The 18,661-nt window shown below is 64.7% G+C and carries 18 protein-coding genes; 3 read left to right on the plus strand and 15 right to left on the minus strand.

The window, feature by feature from the left end:
* Together AC1DVM_RS14925 and gltA are read left to right on the plus strand one after the other, a co-directional pair.
* Nucleotides 1-211, plus strand: a 211-nt coding sequence (locus tag AC1DVM_RS14925; protein ID WP_477255443.1) for a BLUF domain-containing protein, incomplete at its 5' end; no start/stop codon positions are given.
* A gap of 232 nt (nt 212-443) precedes the next feature.
* Nucleotides 444-1,736 (plus strand): citrate synthase, encoded by a 1,293-nt coding sequence (gltA, locus tag AC1DVM_RS14930; RefSeq protein ID WP_477255445.1) that lies wholly within the window; start codon nt 444-446, stop codon nt 1,734-1,736.
* Nucleotides 1,737-1,825: 89 nt separating this feature from the next.
* Here gltA and lpxB read toward each other — a convergent pair whose 3' ends face one another.
* The 15 genes from lpxB to AC1DVM_RS15005 all read right to left on the minus strand — a co-directional run bounded on the left by lpxB (nt 1,826) and on the right by AC1DVM_RS15005 (nt 18,111).
* Nucleotides 1,826-3,028: a lipid-A-disaccharide synthase gene (lpxB, locus tag AC1DVM_RS14935; RefSeq protein WP_477255447.1), complete on the minus strand. Its 1,203-nt coding sequence runs from the start codon at nt 3,026-3,028 to the stop codon at nt 1,826-1,828.
* Nucleotides 3,018-3,902, minus strand: a complete 885-nt coding sequence (locus AC1DVM_RS14940) for an LpxI family protein (RefSeq protein ID WP_477255449.1) — start codon at nt 3,900-3,902, stop codon at nt 3,018-3,020. Before AC1DVM_RS14940 ends, lpxB begins: the two co-directional genes overlap by 11 nt.
* Nucleotides 3,902-4,708 carry an acyl-ACP--UDP-N-acetylglucosamine O-acyltransferase gene (lpxA, locus tag AC1DVM_RS14945; protein WP_477255451.1) on the minus strand — a complete coding sequence of 269 codons (807 nt, stop codon included), beginning with the start codon at nt 4,706-4,708 and terminating at the stop codon, nt 3,902-3,904. The genes AC1DVM_RS14940 and lpxA overlap by 1 nt, the downstream gene beginning before the upstream one ends.
* Nucleotides 4,708-5,172, minus strand: a complete 465-nt coding sequence (fabZ, locus tag AC1DVM_RS14950; RefSeq protein WP_477255453.1) for a 3-hydroxyacyl-ACP dehydratase FabZ — start codon at nt 5,170-5,172, stop codon at nt 4,708-4,710. Before fabZ ends, lpxA begins: the two co-directional genes overlap by 1 nt.
* Before the next feature lie 30 nt (nt 5,173-5,202).
* The gene (lpxD, locus tag AC1DVM_RS14955; RefSeq protein WP_477255455.1) at nt 5,203-6,282 is read right to left on the minus strand and encodes a UDP-3-O-(3-hydroxymyristoyl)glucosamine N-acyltransferase; all 1,080 of its coding nucleotides are present in this window, start codon (nt 6,280-6,282) and stop codon (nt 5,203-5,205) included.
* A gap of 154 nt (nt 6,283-6,436) precedes the next feature.
* Entirely contained in the window at nt 6,437-8,833 is a 2,397-nt protein-coding gene (gene bamA / locus AC1DVM_RS14960) for an outer membrane protein assembly factor BamA (protein WP_477255457.1), read from the minus strand.
* 164 nt (nt 8,834-8,997) lie between these two features.
* Nucleotides 8,998-10,161 (minus strand): RIP metalloprotease RseP, encoded by a 1,164-nt coding sequence (rseP, locus tag AC1DVM_RS14965; protein ID WP_477255459.1) that lies wholly within the window; start codon nt 10,159-10,161, stop codon nt 8,998-9,000.
* 37 nt (nt 10,162-10,198) lie between these two features.
* Nucleotides 10,199-11,359: a 1-deoxy-D-xylulose-5-phosphate reductoisomerase gene (gene dxr / locus AC1DVM_RS14970; RefSeq protein WP_477255461.1), complete on the minus strand. Its 1,161-nt coding sequence runs from the start codon at nt 11,357-11,359 to the stop codon at nt 10,199-10,201.
* Nucleotides 11,360-11,366: 7 nt separating this feature from the next.
* A complete protein-coding gene (locus tag AC1DVM_RS14975; protein ID WP_477255463.1) occupies nt 11,367-12,185 on the minus strand; it encodes a phosphatidate cytidylyltransferase in 819 nt (272 codons plus the stop codon).
* 41 nt (nt 12,186-12,226) lie between these two features.
* A complete protein-coding gene (locus AC1DVM_RS14980; RefSeq protein WP_477255464.1) occupies nt 12,227-12,994 on the minus strand; it encodes an isoprenyl transferase in 768 nt (255 codons plus the stop codon).
* Between the two features lie 26 nt (nt 12,995-13,020).
* Nucleotides 13,021-13,581: a ribosome recycling factor gene (gene frr / locus AC1DVM_RS14985; protein ID WP_477255466.1), complete on the minus strand. Its 561-nt coding sequence runs from the start codon at nt 13,579-13,581 to the stop codon at nt 13,021-13,023.
* Nucleotides 13,582-13,642: 61 nt separating this feature from the next.
* A complete protein-coding gene (gene pyrH / locus AC1DVM_RS14990; RefSeq protein WP_477255468.1) occupies nt 13,643-14,356 on the minus strand; it encodes a UMP kinase in 714 nt (237 codons plus the stop codon).
* Between the two features lie 163 nt (nt 14,357-14,519).
* Nucleotides 14,520-15,449, minus strand: a complete 930-nt coding sequence (tsf, locus tag AC1DVM_RS14995) for a translation elongation factor Ts (RefSeq protein ID WP_477255470.1) — start codon at nt 15,447-15,449, stop codon at nt 14,520-14,522.
* A gap of 200 nt (nt 15,450-15,649) precedes the next feature.
* On the minus strand, nt 15,650-16,666 hold the full coding sequence (locus AC1DVM_RS15000; RefSeq protein WP_477255472.1) for a 30S ribosomal protein S2: 1,017 nt from the start codon (nt 16,664-16,666) through the stop codon (nt 15,650-15,652).
* 503 nt (nt 16,667-17,169) lie between these two features.
* A complete protein-coding gene (locus AC1DVM_RS15005; RefSeq protein ID WP_477255474.1) occupies nt 17,170-18,111 on the minus strand; it encodes a PLP-dependent cysteine synthase family protein in 942 nt (313 codons plus the stop codon).
* 121 nt (nt 18,112-18,232) lie between these two features.
* Between AC1DVM_RS15005 and AC1DVM_RS15010 the strand changes: the two genes are divergently transcribed.
* Nucleotides 18,233-18,634 (plus strand): winged helix-turn-helix transcriptional regulator, encoded by a 402-nt coding sequence (locus AC1DVM_RS15010; RefSeq protein ID WP_477255476.1) that lies wholly within the window; start codon nt 18,233-18,235, stop codon nt 18,632-18,634.
* Nucleotides 18,635-18,661 lie beyond the last annotated feature (27 nt).

The raw sequence follows: 18,661 nt of genomic DNA on the forward strand, positions 1-18,661 counted from the left end.
CTACGGGCATATTGTCTTCGATCGCCGGCACTCCGATGTCAGTCTCGTGGAATGGGGTCCCATCGAGAGCCGTGAATTCGAGACCTGGTCTCTCGCGTACCTGTCCCAGGGCGACGATTCCGATGTCGCGTTGCTGGACGAGCTTCGTCTGGGAAACACGCTGAAGCAGGAAAGCGTCGTGGAGCGCCTCGCAACCCTCCTGAAAAAATGAGGTCTTGGGGCGGTTCCGATCGACGCCCGCCCCCAGTGCTGCGTCCGCTGCATAGCAAGCGGGACATCGCCTTTAGATGTGCTTGCCCCCTCCATACGGATCGGCTACCCACAGCTCCATAAATTCCCCCGACCGGCGAACCTCGGTACGGAGTTCCGCAGGGAGAGCACCTTCTCCACATGCGCGGCTGCACTAGGTAATGCCCGGCCTCCTGTTGAAAGGGCGAAGACGCATGAGCGCGAATGACGCAACGCTGAATTTCGAGGACCAGAACGTCGACCTGGCGGTGAAACACGGCACCATCGGTCCGAGCGTCCTGGACATCTCGAAGCTCTACGCCCAGACCGGGGCCTTCACCTATGATCCGGGCTTCACCTCCACCGCGAGCTGCGAGTCGAAGATCACCTATATCGACGGCGACAAGGGTGTTCTCCTCTATCGCGGGTATCCCATCGAGCAACTGGCCGAGCACGGCGACTTTCTCGAGACCTGCTACCTGCTGCTCTACGGCGAGTTGCCCACCGCGGCCCAGAAGGCGGATTTCGACTATCGCGTCACGCGCCACACCATGGTGCATGACCAGATGAACCGGTTCTTCACCGGCTTCCGCCGCGACGCGCATCCGATGGCCATCATGGTGGCCTCCGTCGGCGCGCTGTCGGCCTTCTATCACGACTCGACCGACATCTCGGACCCGCACCAGCGCATGATCGCGTCCATGCGCATGATCGCCAAGATGCCGACGCTCGCCGCCATGGCGTACAAGTACTCGGTCGGCCAGCCCTTCGTGTATCCGCAGAACGACCTCGACTACACGTCGAACTTCCTGCGCATGTGCTTCGCGGTGCCGTGCGAGGAATACAAGGTCAATCCGGTGCTCTCGCGGGCCCTCGATCGCATCTTCATCCTCCACGCCGATCACGAGCAGAACGCCTCGACCTCGACGGTGCGCCTTGCCGGTTCGTCGGGTGCGAACCCCTTCGCCTGCATCGCGGCCGGCATCGCCTGCCTCTGGGGCCCGGCCCATGGCGGCGCCAACGAGGCGGCGCTGAAGATGCTGGAAGAGATCGGCACACCGGACCGCATTCCGCACTACATCGCCAAGGCAAAGGACAAGAACGATCCGTTCCGCCTCATGGGCTTCGGCCACCGGGTCTACAAGAATTACGACCCGCGCGCCCGCATCATGCAGAAGACCACCCACGAGGTCTTGAACGAGCTCGGCATCAAGGACGATCCGCTGCTGGACGTGGCCATCGAACTCGAGCAGATCGCCCTGAAGGACGATTACTTCCTCGAGAAGAAGCTCTACCCGAACATCGATTTCTATTCGGGCATTACCCTCAAGGCCATGGGTTTCCCCACCTCGATGTTCACGGTGCTCTTCGCGCTGGCCCGCACGGTCGGCTGGATCGCCCAGTGGAGCGAAATGATCGAAGACCCGTCGCAGCGCATCGGCCGTCCGCGCCAGCTCTATGTCGGCGCGCCGCAGCGGGACTACGCCACGGTCGCGTCGCGCGGGTAAACGACATCTCGGTCATTCCGGGTCCGCGAAAAGCGGAGCCCGGAACCCGGGGTGCGCTGTCGCTGTCGTTAGACCCATAAGCGGCGTGTCTATGGATTCCGGGCTCTCGCTTCACTCGCCCCGGAATGACGGTGCAGGACTTCCCCCACAATCCGCGCCGCCCGCTCGCTCGGCATCTCGTCGCCGATCCGCATCAGCCCGTCGAGTTTTTCGAACGCCTCCTGCTGGCGCCGCCTCTCGGGTGTGTCCGACAACAGCGGAAGCAGCGCACCCGCCAGCTTATCCGGCGTGCAATCCCACTGGATGAATTCCGGGATCACGTTCTCGCCCAGCACCAGGTTGGTGAGCACGATGGAATGGGCCTTGATGAGGTATTTGAGGATCTCTTCGATCTTCGAGACCCGATAGGCGACGATCATCGGCACGCCCGAAAGGCCGAGTTCCAGGGTCACGGTGCCGGAGGCGGCGAGCGCCGCGTCGGCTTTGCGGAACGCCGCCCATTTCGCTTCTTCGCCTTGCACGATCGTCGGCTCGACCGGCCAGTCCTTCGCCCGCGCGGCGATCTCGTCGGCAAGATGCGGCACGGCGGGAATCGTCACTGCGAATGGTCGCGGGGACGATTGGCGCAGCAAGGCGAGCGCCTCGCCGAAGGGCTCCATCAGGCGGCTCACCTCGGTCCGGCGGCTGCCGGGCAGGACCAGCAGGTTGAGCGGCATGCCGTCCGGCACGCCCCGCTCGCCGGCCTGCGGCCTGATCTCGTCCAGCCGCTCGATCAGGGGATGGCCCACATAAGTTGTGGGCGGACCGCCAAGGCGCTCATGCGCGGCGGGCTCGAACGGCAGCAGGGCCAGCAGGTGATCCACATAGGCGCGCATCTTCAAAGCGCGTCCCGGCCGCCACGCCCACACGGAGGGGCTGACGTAATCGACGATGGGGATCTCGGGCGCCTGCCGCCGAACAGCTTTTGCAACGCGATGGGTAAAATCCGGACTATCGATGATGATGAGGATGTCGGGCTTTGCCGCCACGACAGCCCGTGCCGTTTCACGTATGCGGCGAAGAATCGTCGGCAACCGGTTGATCACCGCTGAGAATCCCATGACGGCGATATCTTCCAGCGGGAACAGGCTCGTGAGCCCTTCGGCCGCCATCGCATGACCGCCGACGCCGCCGAAACGCAGCTTCTCCACGCCGCTTTGGACTTTCAGCGCGCGCATCAGCTTGGCTCCGAGCTGGTCGCCCGATTCCTCGCCGGCGACGATCCAGATCGTCAAGGCGCGGTTACGATTCATGGGCTCGGTCCATCCAAGGCAGCTCGACCGCCACGAGAAACAAGCCGAGCCGGTCGGCCAGCGCGAGCGTCTTCTCCTGTTCGAGCACGAGAGTGGAGCCTGCCCCCACCGCGATACCCGACAGGCCCGCGCGCGCCGCCTCGCTCACGGTTCGCGGGCCGATGGCCGGCATGTCGACACGCAAATCCTGGCCCGCCTTCGCCGCCTTGATGAGAACGCCGCCATCCCGCCGCTTGCGGAAGCCGAACAGGGATTGGCGCATCGCTGCCACCCGCCCGAGCATGCGGTCCGTTCCCTCCGGCCCTTCCACGGCCAGCACATGCTCGCGCGCGACGATGGCGGCCTGTCCGATATCGAAGGCGGACAGTGACCGCAGGAGATCGAGCCCGAAGGAAATCGCCTGGATGTCCTCAGCGCCGGGGGCGCGATGTCCCGTCATCGAGAGCGGGGCGACGAGGCCGGGTGCGAGTTCGTGCGCTCCCACCACCTTGTAGCCGCGCTCCTCGAGCAGCATGACGGCGCCGCGCAGCACCTGATCGTCGCCCCGGGCGATGACCTCGCGCACTTCCTGTCGGTTGCGCAGCAACGAATAGGCTCCGAGCAATGCGGAGAAACCCGGTCGCCGCACCGCGCCCACGAGGGCGACCGCGCGGGGCTGCCATTCCTCGAGCCGCCGCATGATCGATTTGAGGTCGAGCAGATCGACATGCGCATCCGCGCGCCGGCGCAGATCCGCCGAGACGAAGCCGCGAAAGGCCAGCACGCGGCAATCCTGCCCCGTCTTTTCCAGATGCTCGACGAGCTGGATCGGCAATTGGCCGGACCCGGCAAGGATCGCGACCGGGCCGTCCTTCGCCGCGCTCCGCTGTGTCATCAGTTGGAGGCGACAGGATCCCGCGGCGTGCAGATCGCCCGGTCCTTGCCCTCGCGAATGAAATCGAGGATCTCGTGAATGAACGGATGGGTGGTGAACTCGCCGGCCACATCCTCGACCCGCTCCGCAAGCGTCCCCTCGTCTGCGAAGAGCAGCCGATAGGCGCGGCGGATCTCGTGGATCTGTTCCCTGGTGAAGCCGCGCCGGCGCAATCCGATGATGTTGAGGCCGGCGAGATGCGCCCGGTTGCCGGTCGCCATGCCGTAGGGAATGAGATCGTTCTCCAATCCCGTCAGGCCGCCGACAAAGGCGTGCGAGCCGACGCGGGCAAACTGGATGACGGCCGCGCCGCCGCCGAAAATCACGAAATCGCCCACAGTGACATGGCCCGCCAGCATGACGTTGTTCGACAGGATGACGTCGTTTCCAACCTTCGTGTCGTGACCCACATGGGAATTGGCCAGGAACGCGCAGCGATCGCCGATCACCGTCTTCAGGCCGCCGCCTTCGGTGCCGGGATTCATCGTGACGCCTTCGCGCAAGGTGCAATCCGAGCCGATGGTGAGGGTGGAAGGCTCGCCGCGATATTTCAGGTCCTGCGGGATGTGGCCGATGGATGCGAAGGGAAAGATCCGCGTGCGGGCCCCGATCGTCGTCCTGCCGGCCAGCGCCACGTGGCTTACCAGTTCGCAGCCCTCGCCGAGTTCGACCTCCGGGCCGACCATGCAGAAAGGTCCGATCTTCGAGCCGGCGCCGATCTTCGCGCCGTCCTCGACAATGGCCGTCTTGTGAATGAAAGTTTCCATCAATCCATTACCAGCATGGCGCTGACCTCGGCTTCGCAGACAAGCACGCCGTCGACCTTCGCCTCGCCCTTGTACCACCACATGTTGCGGCGGTTGTTGAGTTTGCGCATATGAAATTCCACCCGATCGCCCGGCTCCACCGGCTTCCTGAACTTGACCTTGTCGATGGTCATGAAGAAAACCTGCTTGGGCTTCGCCTGCTCGGCGATCTTCGACATCACGCAGATCGCGCCCGCCGTCTGCGCCATGGCCTCGATCAGGTAGACGCCGGGGAAAATGGGCCGGGTCGGGAAATGCCCGCTGAATTGCGGCTCGTTATAGGTGACGTTCTTGATGCCGATGCAGGACCGGTCACCGTCGATCTCGATGATCTTGTCCACCAGCAGAAACGGATACCGATGCGGCAGAAGTTCGAGGATCTGCATGATGTCGGCGGTCTGAAGCGTGCTTGGCGCCTCGTTCATGGGATCGTCTCCGGATAATGCAATCTGTCTTCACGGGTCCGAAGACATACCGTCTGAGCTGGCGGAATCGCCGGAATCGGATTTCGACGCAAGTTTTTTCAGCGCGTTGATCTCGCGGAACCACTCGCGCATGGGTCGGGCGGGAATGCCGCCCCACCGGGCGCCGGCCGGCACATCGCCGTTGACGCCGCTCGTCGCCGCGATCTGGGCGCCCATGCCGATGCGCAGATGGCCCCTTACCGCGACCTGCCCGCCGATGGCCACGAAATCCTCTACCGTCGTCGACCCCGCGATGCCGACCTGAGCGACGATCACGCAATGGCGGCCGATCACCACGTTATGGGCAATCTGCACCAGGTTGTCGATCTTGGTCCCCTCGCCGATCACCGTGTCGCGGCTGGCGCCACGATCGATCGTGCTGTTGGCGCCGATCTCCACATCGTCCTGGATGATGACCCGGCCCACTTGAGGAACCTTGAGATGCCCTTGCGGGCCCATGGCGAAGCCGAAACCGTCCTGGCCGACGCGAACGCCCGGATGAAGGATCACCCGGTTGCCGAGAAAGGCGTGCGATACGGTGGTGTTGGCGCCGATGGAGCAATCCCGGCCGATCTTGACGCCGGCGCCGATGACCGCATGCGCCCCCACGAGGCTGCCGGCGCCGATCTCCGCGTCGGGCCCGATCACCGCGCCGGGATCGACCTTGACGCCGCGTTCGAGCCGCGCGGTCGGGTGGACGAAGGACCCGGGCGACGTACCGGTCGAGGCGAAGGAGCTTTCGGGCCGCATGRCAGACGGGAAGAGCAGCGCGAGGACCTGGGCGAAGACGCGATAGGCCTGCGGCGTCACCAGTGCGACACTCCCTGCCGGGACCTTCGCGGCAAAGCGCGGGGTCACCAGCACGGCGCCCGCCCGGGTGGTGCCAAGCGCTGAGCCATAGGCCGCGTTGTCCATATAGGCGAGGTCTTGCGGGCCCGCGCTTTCCAGGGGCGCGACGCCCTTGAGGACAAATTCCCCATCGGCGTTCGCCGGGAGCGCCGCCTTTGCCATGTCGGCCACCTGACGCAACGTGAGCGTCTGCGCCTGGATGAAAAAATTTGTCTCAGTCATTCATAAAAAGCGAGGGCGCCGCTGGGGGCGCCCTCTCCGTTCTGGTTGGTTTCGATTCCCGGGAACCGGCAGGCTCCTGCCCGCGCTCCCGTGCTCTTGCCCATTCCCGCCTCTTGGCTTGCCGCGAACCGGTTCGAACCGCTCCGCCTCATGCCTAGAAGCGCGAGCCACCGGAGAAGCGGAACGCCTGGGTCCGGTCGCCGCCGATCCGAACGCCGGACGGGGTCATGATGCCCTCATCCTTCGTCAGTGCGAAAGCGTAGTCGAACCGGATCGGTCCGAGCGGCGACGTCCACAGGATCGAAGCACCCACCGAGGAGCGGATCGTCTTGCTGTCGCGCACCAGGATGCATTCCTGCGAGACGATGGCCGATTGCGTGCAGCCCGTCGGCGCGAAGCCGTCGATGATGCCGTTGTTGTTGGTGTCGAACTGCGTCGGCCCCTTGTAGCCGAACAGCGTACCCGCATCGGCGAAGACCGCGCCCTTCAGGCCGAGCTCCCGGGGAAGACCCCAGATCGGGAACTGGACTTCGAGCGATCCACCGAAATAGGTCGTGCCGCCGATGGCGTTGGCGTTGGTGTCGTAGCTCGAGATGTCGCGCGGGCCGATGCCGTTGGTGGCAAAGCCGCGGACGAGCGACGGGCCGAGGAAGAACTGGTCGACGATGCGAAGGTCGCCGCCGCTTCCGGCCGTCCCCTTGTCGCCGCCGTCCCAGCCGTAGATCTGGCCGCCCTGAACGCGCGCGATACCGACGATGTCTTCCCACAGCTCGCGATAGTAACGCGCGTCGCCGGTGGCGCGGAAGTAACGGGAATCGCCGCCGAGGCCGGCGAAGTCCGTCTTGGCTTCCGCGTAGAAGCCGTTGCGCGGGTCCTTGGTGCTGTCGAGCGTGTTGTAGTTGAAGGTCAGACCCGCCAGCGACGTCATCGTCTGGCCCTGCGATTCCTTGATCGCCAGCGAGGCCTCGCCGTTGCTTTCGCAGAACAGGCGGTTGGACGTGCCGTCGGGGTTCAGAACCGTGTAGCCGGGGAGCGGAATCGAACAGTCGTTATAGGGCTGCTTGTAGTCGTTCGGGATCTGGAGATCCTGCTGATACAGCGAGTAACGCAGCGTCAGCGTGAACTCTTCGGTGAACGGCAGGCCGAGGCGCAGCTGACCGCCGGTCATCCGGTTTTCATAGCGCGCATACTTGGTCTGGTCGCTGAACTTCGAGAACAGGTCGATACCGGCCGCCATGCGGTAGCCGAGGAAATACGGCTCGGTGAACGAGAAATCGACACCGTTGGAGCGCTCGCCGAGCTGGCCGGCGACGCGGACGAACTGGCCGCGGCCGAGGAAGTTCGTCTCGCTGACCGAGACCTCGCCGATGAAGCCGTCGGAGGTCGAGTAGCCGCCCGACACCGAGAATGCGCCGGTCGATTGATCCTCGACATCCACGTTGACCACGACGCGGTCCGGCGCGGAGCCGGGCTCGTTGGAGATGCGGACGTTCTTGAAGTAGCCGAGATTGTTGAGGCGGCGTTCGGCGCGGTCCACGAGGACCCGGTTGTAGGGGTCCCCTTCGCCGAGATCGAACTCGCGACGGATCACGTAGTCGCGGGTGCGGCTGTTGCCGCGCACGTTGATGCGCTCGATGTAGACCCGCGGGCCGTCTTCGACCACGTAGCCGAGATTGATCGTCTGGGTGGCCGGGTCGCGGGTGCCCACCGGGCGAACCTGCGCGAACGCATAGCCCTTGCGCGCCGCATCGGCGGTGACGTCCTGCAGCGACCGCTGGACAGCGTCGGCATTGTAGACCGAACCGGCCGAGGTCGAGATGTTGCGGCGGACCACGTCCTCGCCGAGTTCGGGAATGCGCGACTCGACGTTGACGGCGCCGACGCGATATTGCGGGCCTTCTTCGACCGCGATCGTGACAACGTAGCCGCCCGCATTAGGATCGAACTGTACGTCGCTGGAAACGATACGGAAATCGGCGTAGCCGTTCTTGAGGTAGTAACGGCGGATGAGCTCCAGGTCCGCGGAGATCCGGTTCGGATCGTACACGTCGGTGCTCTTGAGGAAGCTCAGGATGTTCGTCTCGGTCGTCGCCATCACGCCACGCAGGCGGCTGGCCGAAACCTGGTTGTTGCCGACGAAGCGGATTTCTTTGACGCCCGTTTTGTCGCCTTCGTTGATCGTGTAGACCACGTCCACCCGGCCGTTGGGCAGGTCGACGACGCGGGGGGTCACGTTGGCGAGGGCGCGGCCCTGGCGGCGGTAGATTTCAAGGATGCGCTCGACGTCGGAATCGACGGTGGCCTGATTGTAGGGACGGCGGGCCTGCATCTGGAGATTGGGCTCGATCATCCCCTTCTCGACGCGCTTGTTGCCCTCGACCACGACGCGATTGATGATCGGGCCCTGTGAGACGGCGGCCCGGCGGCTGCCCTGGGTTGCCTGCTGCGCGAAAGCCGTCTGTGCGGCAGTCACTCCTGCGATCATCGCGCTGATGGCGACAATGGCGGTGGTGGCCGGCTTTTTCCGGCGTTTCGTGGTCGTCGACATCATCAACTGGCCCGTCTCTTTTATATTTGCCTAAGCGGGGCGCCCGCCAGATTGGCAATAAATGGCGCCAACCCTATCGGTGCGGTCCGCTTGTACAAACTTTCGCCGTCATTGCAAACGGCGGATTCCCCAACAGAGTAGCAATTTTAACGGGCGTGGCGTCTGTGTCACGTACCTCTCGCCATAAAACTTGCACCAAGGTGAACAAGATCGTTCCAGGTGGCAAAAAGCATGAGCATGGCCACCAGGGCAAAGCCAATGCGAAACCCTATTTCCTGGGCTTTTTCGCTCAAAGGACGGCCGCGAAGGGCCTCCACCGCATAGAAAAGCAGGTGGCCGCCATCGAGCAACGGAATGGGGAAAAGGTTAATGAGACCGATCGAAACCGACATGAATCCGATCAATCCCACGAGGCTGTAGACCCCGCCGACATCGAATGCCGTACCGGAAGCCCGGGCAATTCCGATCGGTCCGGACAATTGATCGGCGGATTCCTTCCCGGTCACCAGCCGCCGCAGGAAGTTCATGGTCCGGTCGACGAGGTTCCAGGTTTCCACCGCCCCGGCTTTCAACGCTCCCCATGGCGTATAGGACAAACGTTTCACCGCCGCCGGGTCGCGGGAGGCCTCCACGCCGAGGAGCCCGATCCGCTGCTTGCCGAAGGGCGTCGTGCGCTCCGTGAAGCTCGGCGTCGCCTGCAAAGTCACCGTCTGCCCGCCGCGGTCGACCTTGAACGCCAGGGCTTCGCCGGCGCTCGAGCTGACCAGCAACTGCATGTCGGCAAAGGTTTCGATCCGCCGGCCGTCGATTTCGACGATCAGGTCCTTCGGCAGAAAGCCCGCCTTCTCGGCCGCGCTGCCGGGCTGGACCGCCTCGATCCGCGCCTCGATGACCTGACGGCCGCTGAAATAATTGAAGCCCGCGAAGATCGCGATGGCGAGGATGAAATTGGCGATCGGCCCCGCCGCCACGATGGCGGCCCGCTTGGCGACGCTTTGATGGGGAAAACTCACCGCCCGCTCGGCCGGTGTCATCTGCGGCAGATGATTCTGGTCCGGAACGCTGGCGGCGTTCAGGTCGCCGACGAACTTCACGTAGCCGCCGAGAGGAATTGCCGAGAGTTTCCAGCGGGTTCCGTGCCGATCCGTCCAGCCCAACAATTCCTTGCCGAACCCGATCGAGAAGGCCGTCACCCCGACGCCGCAAAGGCGGCCGACCCAGAAATGGCCGAATTCGTGGATGAAGACGACGACGCTCAGCACCACCACGAACGAGAGAAGGGTGAGAAAAACCGAACCCGTCGCGCCGGATAAAGCCGCAAACCATTCCATGATCGTTACCTTTCGGCCCCGCGGGCCGCACCATCCATCAAGCCGGCAAGAGCTGCCGCGCCGAATCCCGAACTTCCATATCTAAGAGCAGTGCGTCCGATACGGTAGCGGGGGCCGGCAAAGAACGTCCCGCGAAAGTCGAACAAACCCGCCCAACAGTATCCGAGATCGCGTAAAATCCTATCCGGCCCGCCATGAAGGCCGAGACCGCGATCTCGTTGGCGGCGTTCAGCACGGTCGGCATTGCCCCGCCTTCCCGCAGGGCGGATCTGGCCAGCGACAAACAGGGAAACCGCGTCTCGTCGGCATTCTCGAACGTTAAGCTGCCAATCGCGGCAAGATCGAGACGGGGGAGCGCCATCCGGAGCCGCTCGCGGTGCCGCAGGGCGTTGGCTATGGGCACCTTCATGTCGGGCAGGGCCAGCCCCGCCGTCAGCGCCCCGTCCCGCCATTGCACGAGGCCGTGGAAAATCGCCTCCGGGTGGAYCACGACGCCGAGACGCTCGGGCTCGAGGTCGAAAAGGTGATGGGCCTCGATCAGTTCGAGGCCCTTGTTCATGAGCGTGGCGGAATCGATGTTGATCTTGGCGCCCATGGACCAGACCGGATGGGCCGAAGCTTCGGCGGCGCTGGCGCCGGCGATCCGCTCGCGAGGCCACGTCCGGAACGGCCCGCCGCTCGCGGTGATGATCGCCTTTTCCACATCGCCGTTCGAGCCCGCCGCCAGTGCCTGGTCGAGGGCGTTGTGCTCGGAATCGACCGGCATGAGGGTGACGCCCAGGCGGCGCGCCTCGCGCATGAAGGCGGCGCCGGCGCAGACGAGGCTTTCCTTGTTGGCGAGGGCCAGCGTGCGGCCGGGTTTCAAGGCGGCGGCCGTGGGTTCGAGTCCGGCGGTGCCGCTGATGGCAGCCAGCACGATCTCGGCGTCCCGGTCCACAGCTTCCAGAACCGCGGAGYGCCCTGCCCCGCTGGCGATGCCCGAGCCGGAAAGAGCAGCCTTCAGATCGCCGGCGCGGCTCTCATCCGCCAGTGCCGCGAACTGCGCCCCGAGCAGGCGGGCCACCTCCGCGAGAGCCTCGGCATCGTGGCCGCCGACGACCGAGACGACATGGAACCGGTCCCGGTGCGCCAGCACCACCTCGACGGTGGACCGGCCGACCGAACCCGTTGCGCCCAGGATGGTGAGGGTCCGGGTCATCGAACGGTCAACCCGCCATCCACGTCAGAAACAGCACGATCGCAAGGATGAGCGACACGGCCCAGAAGCCGTCGAGACGATCCATCACCCCGCCATGACCGGGGATGAGATGGCTCGAATCCTTGACGTCGCAATGGCGCTTGAGGGCGGATTCGCCGAGGTCGCCCAGTTGGCTGGCGATCGACGCGACGATCGACAGCATGATCGTGTTTCGCAGGCTGAAAGGCTGCATCCACCCCATGCGCTGGGCGATCCACGCCACGAGAAATCCCGCCAGCGCGGCGGCGAAGACCCCGCCGAGAAATCCCGACCAGGTCTTTTTCGGGCTGACCCGCGGCCAGAGCTTGGGCCCGCCGAGCGCCCGGCCGACGAAATAGCCCGCGATATCGGTCGCCCAGACGACGGCGAACATCCACAGGAGGCCGATCAGGCCGAGATTGGGATGCGCCCGCACCAAAGGCGGCACCAGCACGATGTCGAGGCCATAGAGAAAACCGGTGGCGGCCCACATCTTGTCGCGCGGCGTGCGTCCGAGGACGGCCGCGACCAGCAAGGCGGCTGCCGTGAGACCGACGAAGACGATGATATCGGCGCGCAACAACAGCAGCAGGGTCGTGCCTGCAAGCGCGGCGGCGAGAATTCCCTGGAGCGGGCGCAGAGGCGCCGCACGCGTCATGCCGGTCCATTCCACCATCATGGCTATGCCGGCTGCGAGCCAGAAGAGCGCGAAGGGCCAGCCGCCGACGATGGCGGCCACCAGAGCGAGGGGAACCAGCACCAGCGCGGAGAGCACGCGCTTCTTCAACTCGTTCGAGGGAGCTGCCATTGGAACCGGTTGCGGCGCGGGGCCGGGTTCTGCGGCCATGCTCAACCGGCCTTGGCGCTGAGACCGCCGAAGCGCCGCTCACGGCGACAATATTCGTCGACGGCGGCGCGGAAGGTCGTGTCGTCGAAATCGGGCCAGAAATCCGGGATGAAGAGGAATTCCGAATAGGCGGTCTGCCAGGTGAGGAAGTTCGACACCCGCTGTTCGCCCGAGGTGCGGATGACGAGATCGGGATCGGGAATGCCATGCGTGTCGAGATGCTGTTCGATCAACGCGGAGTCGATGCACGCGGGATCGAGCACCCCCGCCTTCACCTTCTCGGCCAGCGCACGCACCGCACCGACGATCTCCTGCCGGCCGCCGTAATTGAATGCGATCACCAGGGTCAAGCCGGTATTGTGGCGGGTGAGATTTTCGGCCTCATCGAGCAGCAGCGCGATATCGCCCGTCAATCCCTGACGTTCGCCGATGATGCGGACCCGAATGTTGTTGGCGTGAAGCTCCGCGAGATCGTGGCGAACGAAGCGCTTCAGCAGGCCCATGAGGTCGGAGACCTCCTGGGCGGGCCGCCGCCAGTTCTCGGCCGAGAAGCTGTAGACCGTCAGATAGCGGATGCCGAGATCGCCGGCCGAGCGCACGGCCCGTCTGATCGCCTCGACCCCGCGCCGATGTCCCTCGAAGCGGGGCAACCCCCGCTTCGCCGCCCAGCGGCCATTGCCGTCCATGATGATCGCGACATGCGTCGGAACACCCTCGCCTGCTCTCTTGCAGTCGAGCTCCGGAGCCGACAACTTCGCTTCACCGCTCATGATCGCTCTTTCCATGCGGGTCCGGACTAGACCTGCATGATTTCCTTTTCCTTCGCGACGAGCAGCGAGTCGATATCGGCCACGAATTGATCGGTGGCCTTCTGGACCTGATCCGCCTGGCGCTTGCTGTCGTCCTCACTGATGTGGCTGTCCTTCTCGAGCTTTTTCAGCAGATCGAGACCGTCACGGCGGACGTGGCGCACGGCAACCTTCGCCTCTTCGGCGTATTTATGGGCGACCTTGACCATTTCCTTGCGGCGCTGCTCGTTCATCTCCGGGATGCGCAGGCGGATGACCTGGCCCTCCGTCTGCGGATTGAGACCGAGATCGGACTCGCGGATCGCCTTTTCGACGGCCGTCACCATGCCGCGGTCCCAGACCTGCACGCTCAGCAGACGCGGCTCCGGCACGCTGACCGTCGCGACCTGCGGAATCGGCATCGCGGCGCCGTAGGCATCCACCTGGATGGGGTCGAGCAGCGACGGCGAGGCGCGACCGGTGCGCAGGCTGCCGAGGTCATGCTTGAAGGCATTGATCGCGCCCGTCATGCGGCGCTTCACGTCATCGAGGTCAAAAGTCGTGGCCATCGTGATTGAATCCTTACTCCAACTGCACAGAAAAGGGGCTTACGCCTCCCTAGGCTTTGCATCAAGGGGCGACGATGGTCGACGGGACGCTCCCGTTGAGGATCGCCGTCACCGAGCTCGGCGCATGGATCGAGCCGACGATGATCGGGATGCGGCTTTCACGCGCCAGCGCGAAGGCCGCCGTATCCATCACTTTGAGGTCCCGCGCGATGGCCTCGTCGTGGGTCAGCCGCTCGTAGCGGACGGCCCCCGGGTTCGTCTTGGGATCGGCCGAATAGACGCCGTCCACCTGTGTCGCCTTGAGAACGGCATCGCAGCGCAGTTCGGCGGCGCGCAGGACAGCCGCGGTATCGGTGGTGAAAAACGGGTTGCCGGTGCCGCCCGCGAGCACCAGGACCTGGCCCTTCTGGAGGTGGTGAAGGGCCGGCTGGCGCGCATAGGTTTCGCATATCGACGGCATGGACACCGCCGACATGGTGCGGGCCGAGACGCCCGCCGCGTTCAGCGCCGTCTCGATGGCGAGCGAATTCATGGCGGTGCCGAGCATGCCCATGGAATCGGCGGTCGGCCGGTCGATCCAGCCGGCGGCGCTCATGCGCGCGCCACGGATGATATTTCCGCCGCCGATCACGACGGCGATCTCGAACCCGGCTTTGGTGGCTGCGCCCAGATCCTCGGCCAACCCGGACAGGGTCTGCGGATCGAGCCAAAACCCGTCCGAAGCCATGAGAGCCTCGCCCGAGAGCTTCACCAGAATGCGCCGGAATTGTTTCACTGCCAGACCCCCGTATCGGTTGGTTGGGCGCACTGAGCAGGCCAGGCGCCGTTCCATATCAAGCTTCGGGCAAACGCCGGCTTAACCCTAGCGGGGCTGCCGGCGATGCGCGAGCCTCTCATGAAAACGGCGGCTCGGAGCCGCCGTTTTGAGTGGGAACGCGTCAGGCTTTCTGCCCGGCCGCGGCGGCGACTTCCGCCGCGAAATCCGGGGCCTCTTCCTTCTCGATGCCCTCGCCGAGCGCGTAGCGGACGAAGGACTTCAGGACCACCGGCTTGCCGGCCTTGGATTCGGCCTCCTTGAGCACCTGGGCAACCGTCTTCGAGGGATCGTGCACGAAGGATTGCTCGAGGAGGGTGACCTCCTTGTAGTAGCTCTTCAGGCCGCTCTCGATGATCTTCTGCATGACGTTTTCCGGCTTGCCGGCATTCTTGTCGCGCAGGATGGCGCTCTCGCGCTCGAGAACCGCCGGATCGACGCCCGAGGCATCGACCGCCATCGGGTTGGTGGCCGCAACATGCATGGCGATCTGGCGACCGAGCGTCGACAGGGCGGACACGTCGCCTTCCGATTCGAGCGCCACGAGGACGCCGATCTTGCCGAGGCCTTCGGTGACGGCATTGTGCACGTAGCTGGCGATGACGCCCTTCGACACTTCGAGCTTGGCGACGCGGCGCAGGCTCATGTTTTCGCCGATGGTGGCGATCAGCTCCTGCAGGCGCTCATTGACGGTGGTCTGCGAGCCGGGGAAATGGGCAGCCGCGAGCGAGTCCACCGTGCCGTCGCCCATGAGAGCGATCTTGGCGGCTTCGCGGGCGAAGGCCTGGAACTGGTCGTTGCGGGCAACGAAGTCGGTCTCGGAGTTCACTTCGAGGATGGTGGCGGTGTGGCCCGAGGATTCCACCGCGACGAGACCTTCGGCGGCCACGCGGCCAGCCTTCTTGGCGGCCTTCGAGAGGCCCTTCTTGCGCAGCCAGTCGATCGCCGCATCGATGTCGCCGCCGACCTCGTTGAGGGCGTTCTTGCAATCCATCATGCCCGCGCTGGTGGCTTCGCGCAGTTCCTTGACCATCGCAGCGGTAATGTTCGCCATGGCTCGTCCTTTCACAGGGTTCGTAGTGGAGCATGATGCCGAAAAAGTGTGACGCGGTTTTCGGCCGACATCATGCTCAAGTTTTTTGAATCGATCACGCTTATCGTGATCTACGGAAGGCCCGGCGCTCAGGGAACGCCGGGCTTGATCACTTTGGCTTCAGGTCGCCCGAGACCGGGCGAAGCACGATCGGGCGGGCGTTATGCCGCTTCCAGCATCGCGCGGGCCTGAGCGATCCAGCCGTCGCGCTCGACGCGGCCGTTCAGCTTGGCATCCTTGTCGAGCTGCTCGACATCGGCCGACTGCATCGCGGCGACCTGCCAGTAATGGAAGATGCCGGCCTCGTTGAGCTTCTGCGCGAGCTGCGGGCCGACGCCCGTGAGCTTGGTCAGATCGTCCGGTGCGCCGCGGGGAGCCGCGAGACGTTCGAACTGTTCGCCCTGCTCGGGAGCAACGCCTGCGTCGTTCGCCGGGATCTCTTCGGCCATCGGGTTTTCCGAAGCGCCGATATCGATGCCCATGGCGCCGGCGCCGCGGGAGATGCCGTCCAGCGCCGCGCGGGCGATGAGGTCGCAATAGAGGGTGATGGCGCGGCCGGCGTCGTCATTGGCCGGAACCGGGAAGGTGATGCCATCCGGATCGGAATTGGTGTCGACGATCGCCGCGACCGGGATGCCGAGGCGCTTGGCCTCCTGGATCGCCAGCTGCTCCTTGTTGGTGTCGATGACGAAGATCAGGTCGGGCGTGCCGCCCATATCCTTGATGCCGCCAAGAGCGCGCTCGAGCTTCTCCTTTTCACGGGAGAGCATCAGACGCTCCTTCTTGGTGAGGCCGGTGCCGCCGCCGCCGAGGATCTCGTCGACCTTGCGCAGACGCGAGATCGAGCCCGAGATCGTCTTCCAGTTGGTCAGCATGCCGCCGAGCCAGCGGGAGTTCACGTAATACTGGGCCGAACGCTTGGCCGCATCGGCGACGGAATCGGCCGCCTGACGCTTGGTGCCGACGAACAGCACGCGACCGCCCTTGGCCACCGTGTCGCTGACGGCCTGGAGAGCGCGGTGCAGCATCGGTACCGTCTGGGCGAGGTCGATGATGTGGATGTTGTTGCGGGTGCCGAAGATGTACTGACCCATTTTCGGGTTCCAGCGGTGCGACTGGTGGCCAAAGTGGGCGCCGGCTTCGAGCAGCGAACGCATGGAAAATTCAGGTAGTGCCATTTTGTTTCTCCGGTTAGGCCTCCGCGGAGCAGTGGACCGGAAAACCGGCCACCGGTGGCAGCCCGATTAAATCATCGGGCAAGCTCCGCGTGTGGGATGAGCGCGCCTATAGGGGAGAATCGGCGGGAAGGCAAGTGTGAAGCAGCGGCGGCGAACCCGTCATTCCGGGTCCGAGACGCGGAGCCCGGAACCCAGACGCGCCGGTGGCGCCGGGTGAGGCTTGATGGGGCCATGCGCTGTAGAAACGACCACCAGCAACGCTGGTGGTCGGGAAGTAGAAAACCGCCTCAAGACGGCTGCGCTGCCCTTTAGGCTTTCGCCCTGGACATACGGCAGCACCTCCCCGACCGTAAGGTTAGGAAGGCATCGTTAGCGGCCGATGCCGGCCGCTTGAGGAAGGGGTTTTCTAAGCCCCGGAACCAGCGCTTTAGGTTCCGGCGACGACGTAACACGAAATGGGCTATTGGGGTCAATCGTTCGCGGCACTGGCCCGCCTCCCCTCTTCAGCGAGGCCCGAAGAGCGGCGTCGAGAGATACTTCATGCCGGAATCGCACATGAGCGTGACGATGGTGGCCTCCGGGCCGAGCTGCCGGCCCAACCGCAGGGCGGCGGCGAGGTTCGCGCCCGTGGAGGTGCCGGCGAAGATTCCCTCGCGCCGGGCGAGATCTCGGCTGGCCTCCATCGCCTCCTCGGTGGACACGCTGGCAATCGCGTCGACTGCCTCCTTGCGCCAGAGAGGCGGGACGAAGCCGGGTCCGACGCCTTCGATCCGGTGGGTGCCGGTCGGACCGCCCGACAGCACGGCGGATTCGGCCGGTTCGACCGCCACGCAATGGATGGCGGCGCTATGGGAATGCAGCGTTTCTGACACCCCCCGGACACAGGCCGCGGTTCCCGTGGCCTGAACGAAGGCGCCGAGCCCCCCGCCGGTCTGGTCGAGGATCTCTTCGCCCATCCGGTGATAGGCGGTGAGCTGATCGCGGTTGTTCAACTGGTCGGTCCAGAACCCGCCGGTTTCGAGCGTGATCTCCCGGGCCTTCTCGACCATGGCGCGCGTCAGCGCGGCGTCCATGCCGCCACTCGAACTCGGCACGATGGTCAAGTCCGCTCCGAAGGCCGCCATGTGGCGGCGCTTCTCCGCGCTGAACGCGTCCGACGTGACGATGCTCAGGCTGTAGCCCTTCAAGGCGCAGATGAAGGCGAGGGAGACGCCCGTGCTTCCTCCGGTATATTCGACCACGTGCCCGCCCGGCCTCAAGCGTCCGTCGCGTTCGGCGGCTTCGATCATCGCCAGCGCCATCCGGTCTTTCATGCTGCCGGTCGGATTTTCGGCCTCGATCTTGAGCAGGAGCCGGGCACAACCCGCCGGGCGGAGGGATCGCAGCTCGACTACGGGCGTGTTGCCGATCCGTGTCAGGATCGAGGACTCGATTGCCGCCGCCATGTTCTTCTCCCCACTCGTCGACACTCACTTGCAGACTAAAAGCGACGTTCCCAGAGTTGCTTTCAAAATGCAAGTGACTGTTGTAAAACCGCAGCCTGCGGGGTAAGCGGAGGGACGATACGTGAGCGAGTTGGATCAGATAAATCCGCCGCCGTTCCGGTCGCGATGCTCCATCGCCCGGACGCTCGATCTCTTCGGCGACAAGTGGTCCCTGTTGATCGTCCGGGACCTGATGTGGCACGGCAAGCACACGTTCCAGAGCCTCAGCGCGAGCGAGGAACGCATCCCCACGAACATCCTGTCGGACCGGCTGCGGCGTTTGATGGAGCTGGGGCTCATCCGGCGGGAACCCTACCAGGACAATCCCGTGCGCTATGCCTATCATCTCACCGAGGTGGGTGAGTCCCTCGAGGCGGTATTGCTGCAGATCATGCAATGGGGTCACGGGAAACTGGGTGGCGGAATTTTCGACCCGCGAGATTCCCGCACGAGGAAGGCGGGTCGCGCTGCGAAAAAGCGCTGAATCTGCTTTCGCTTTGGAAAGAAGCTG

The sequence above is a fragment of the Microvirga sp. P4_A5 genome (genome assembly GCF_056402495.1).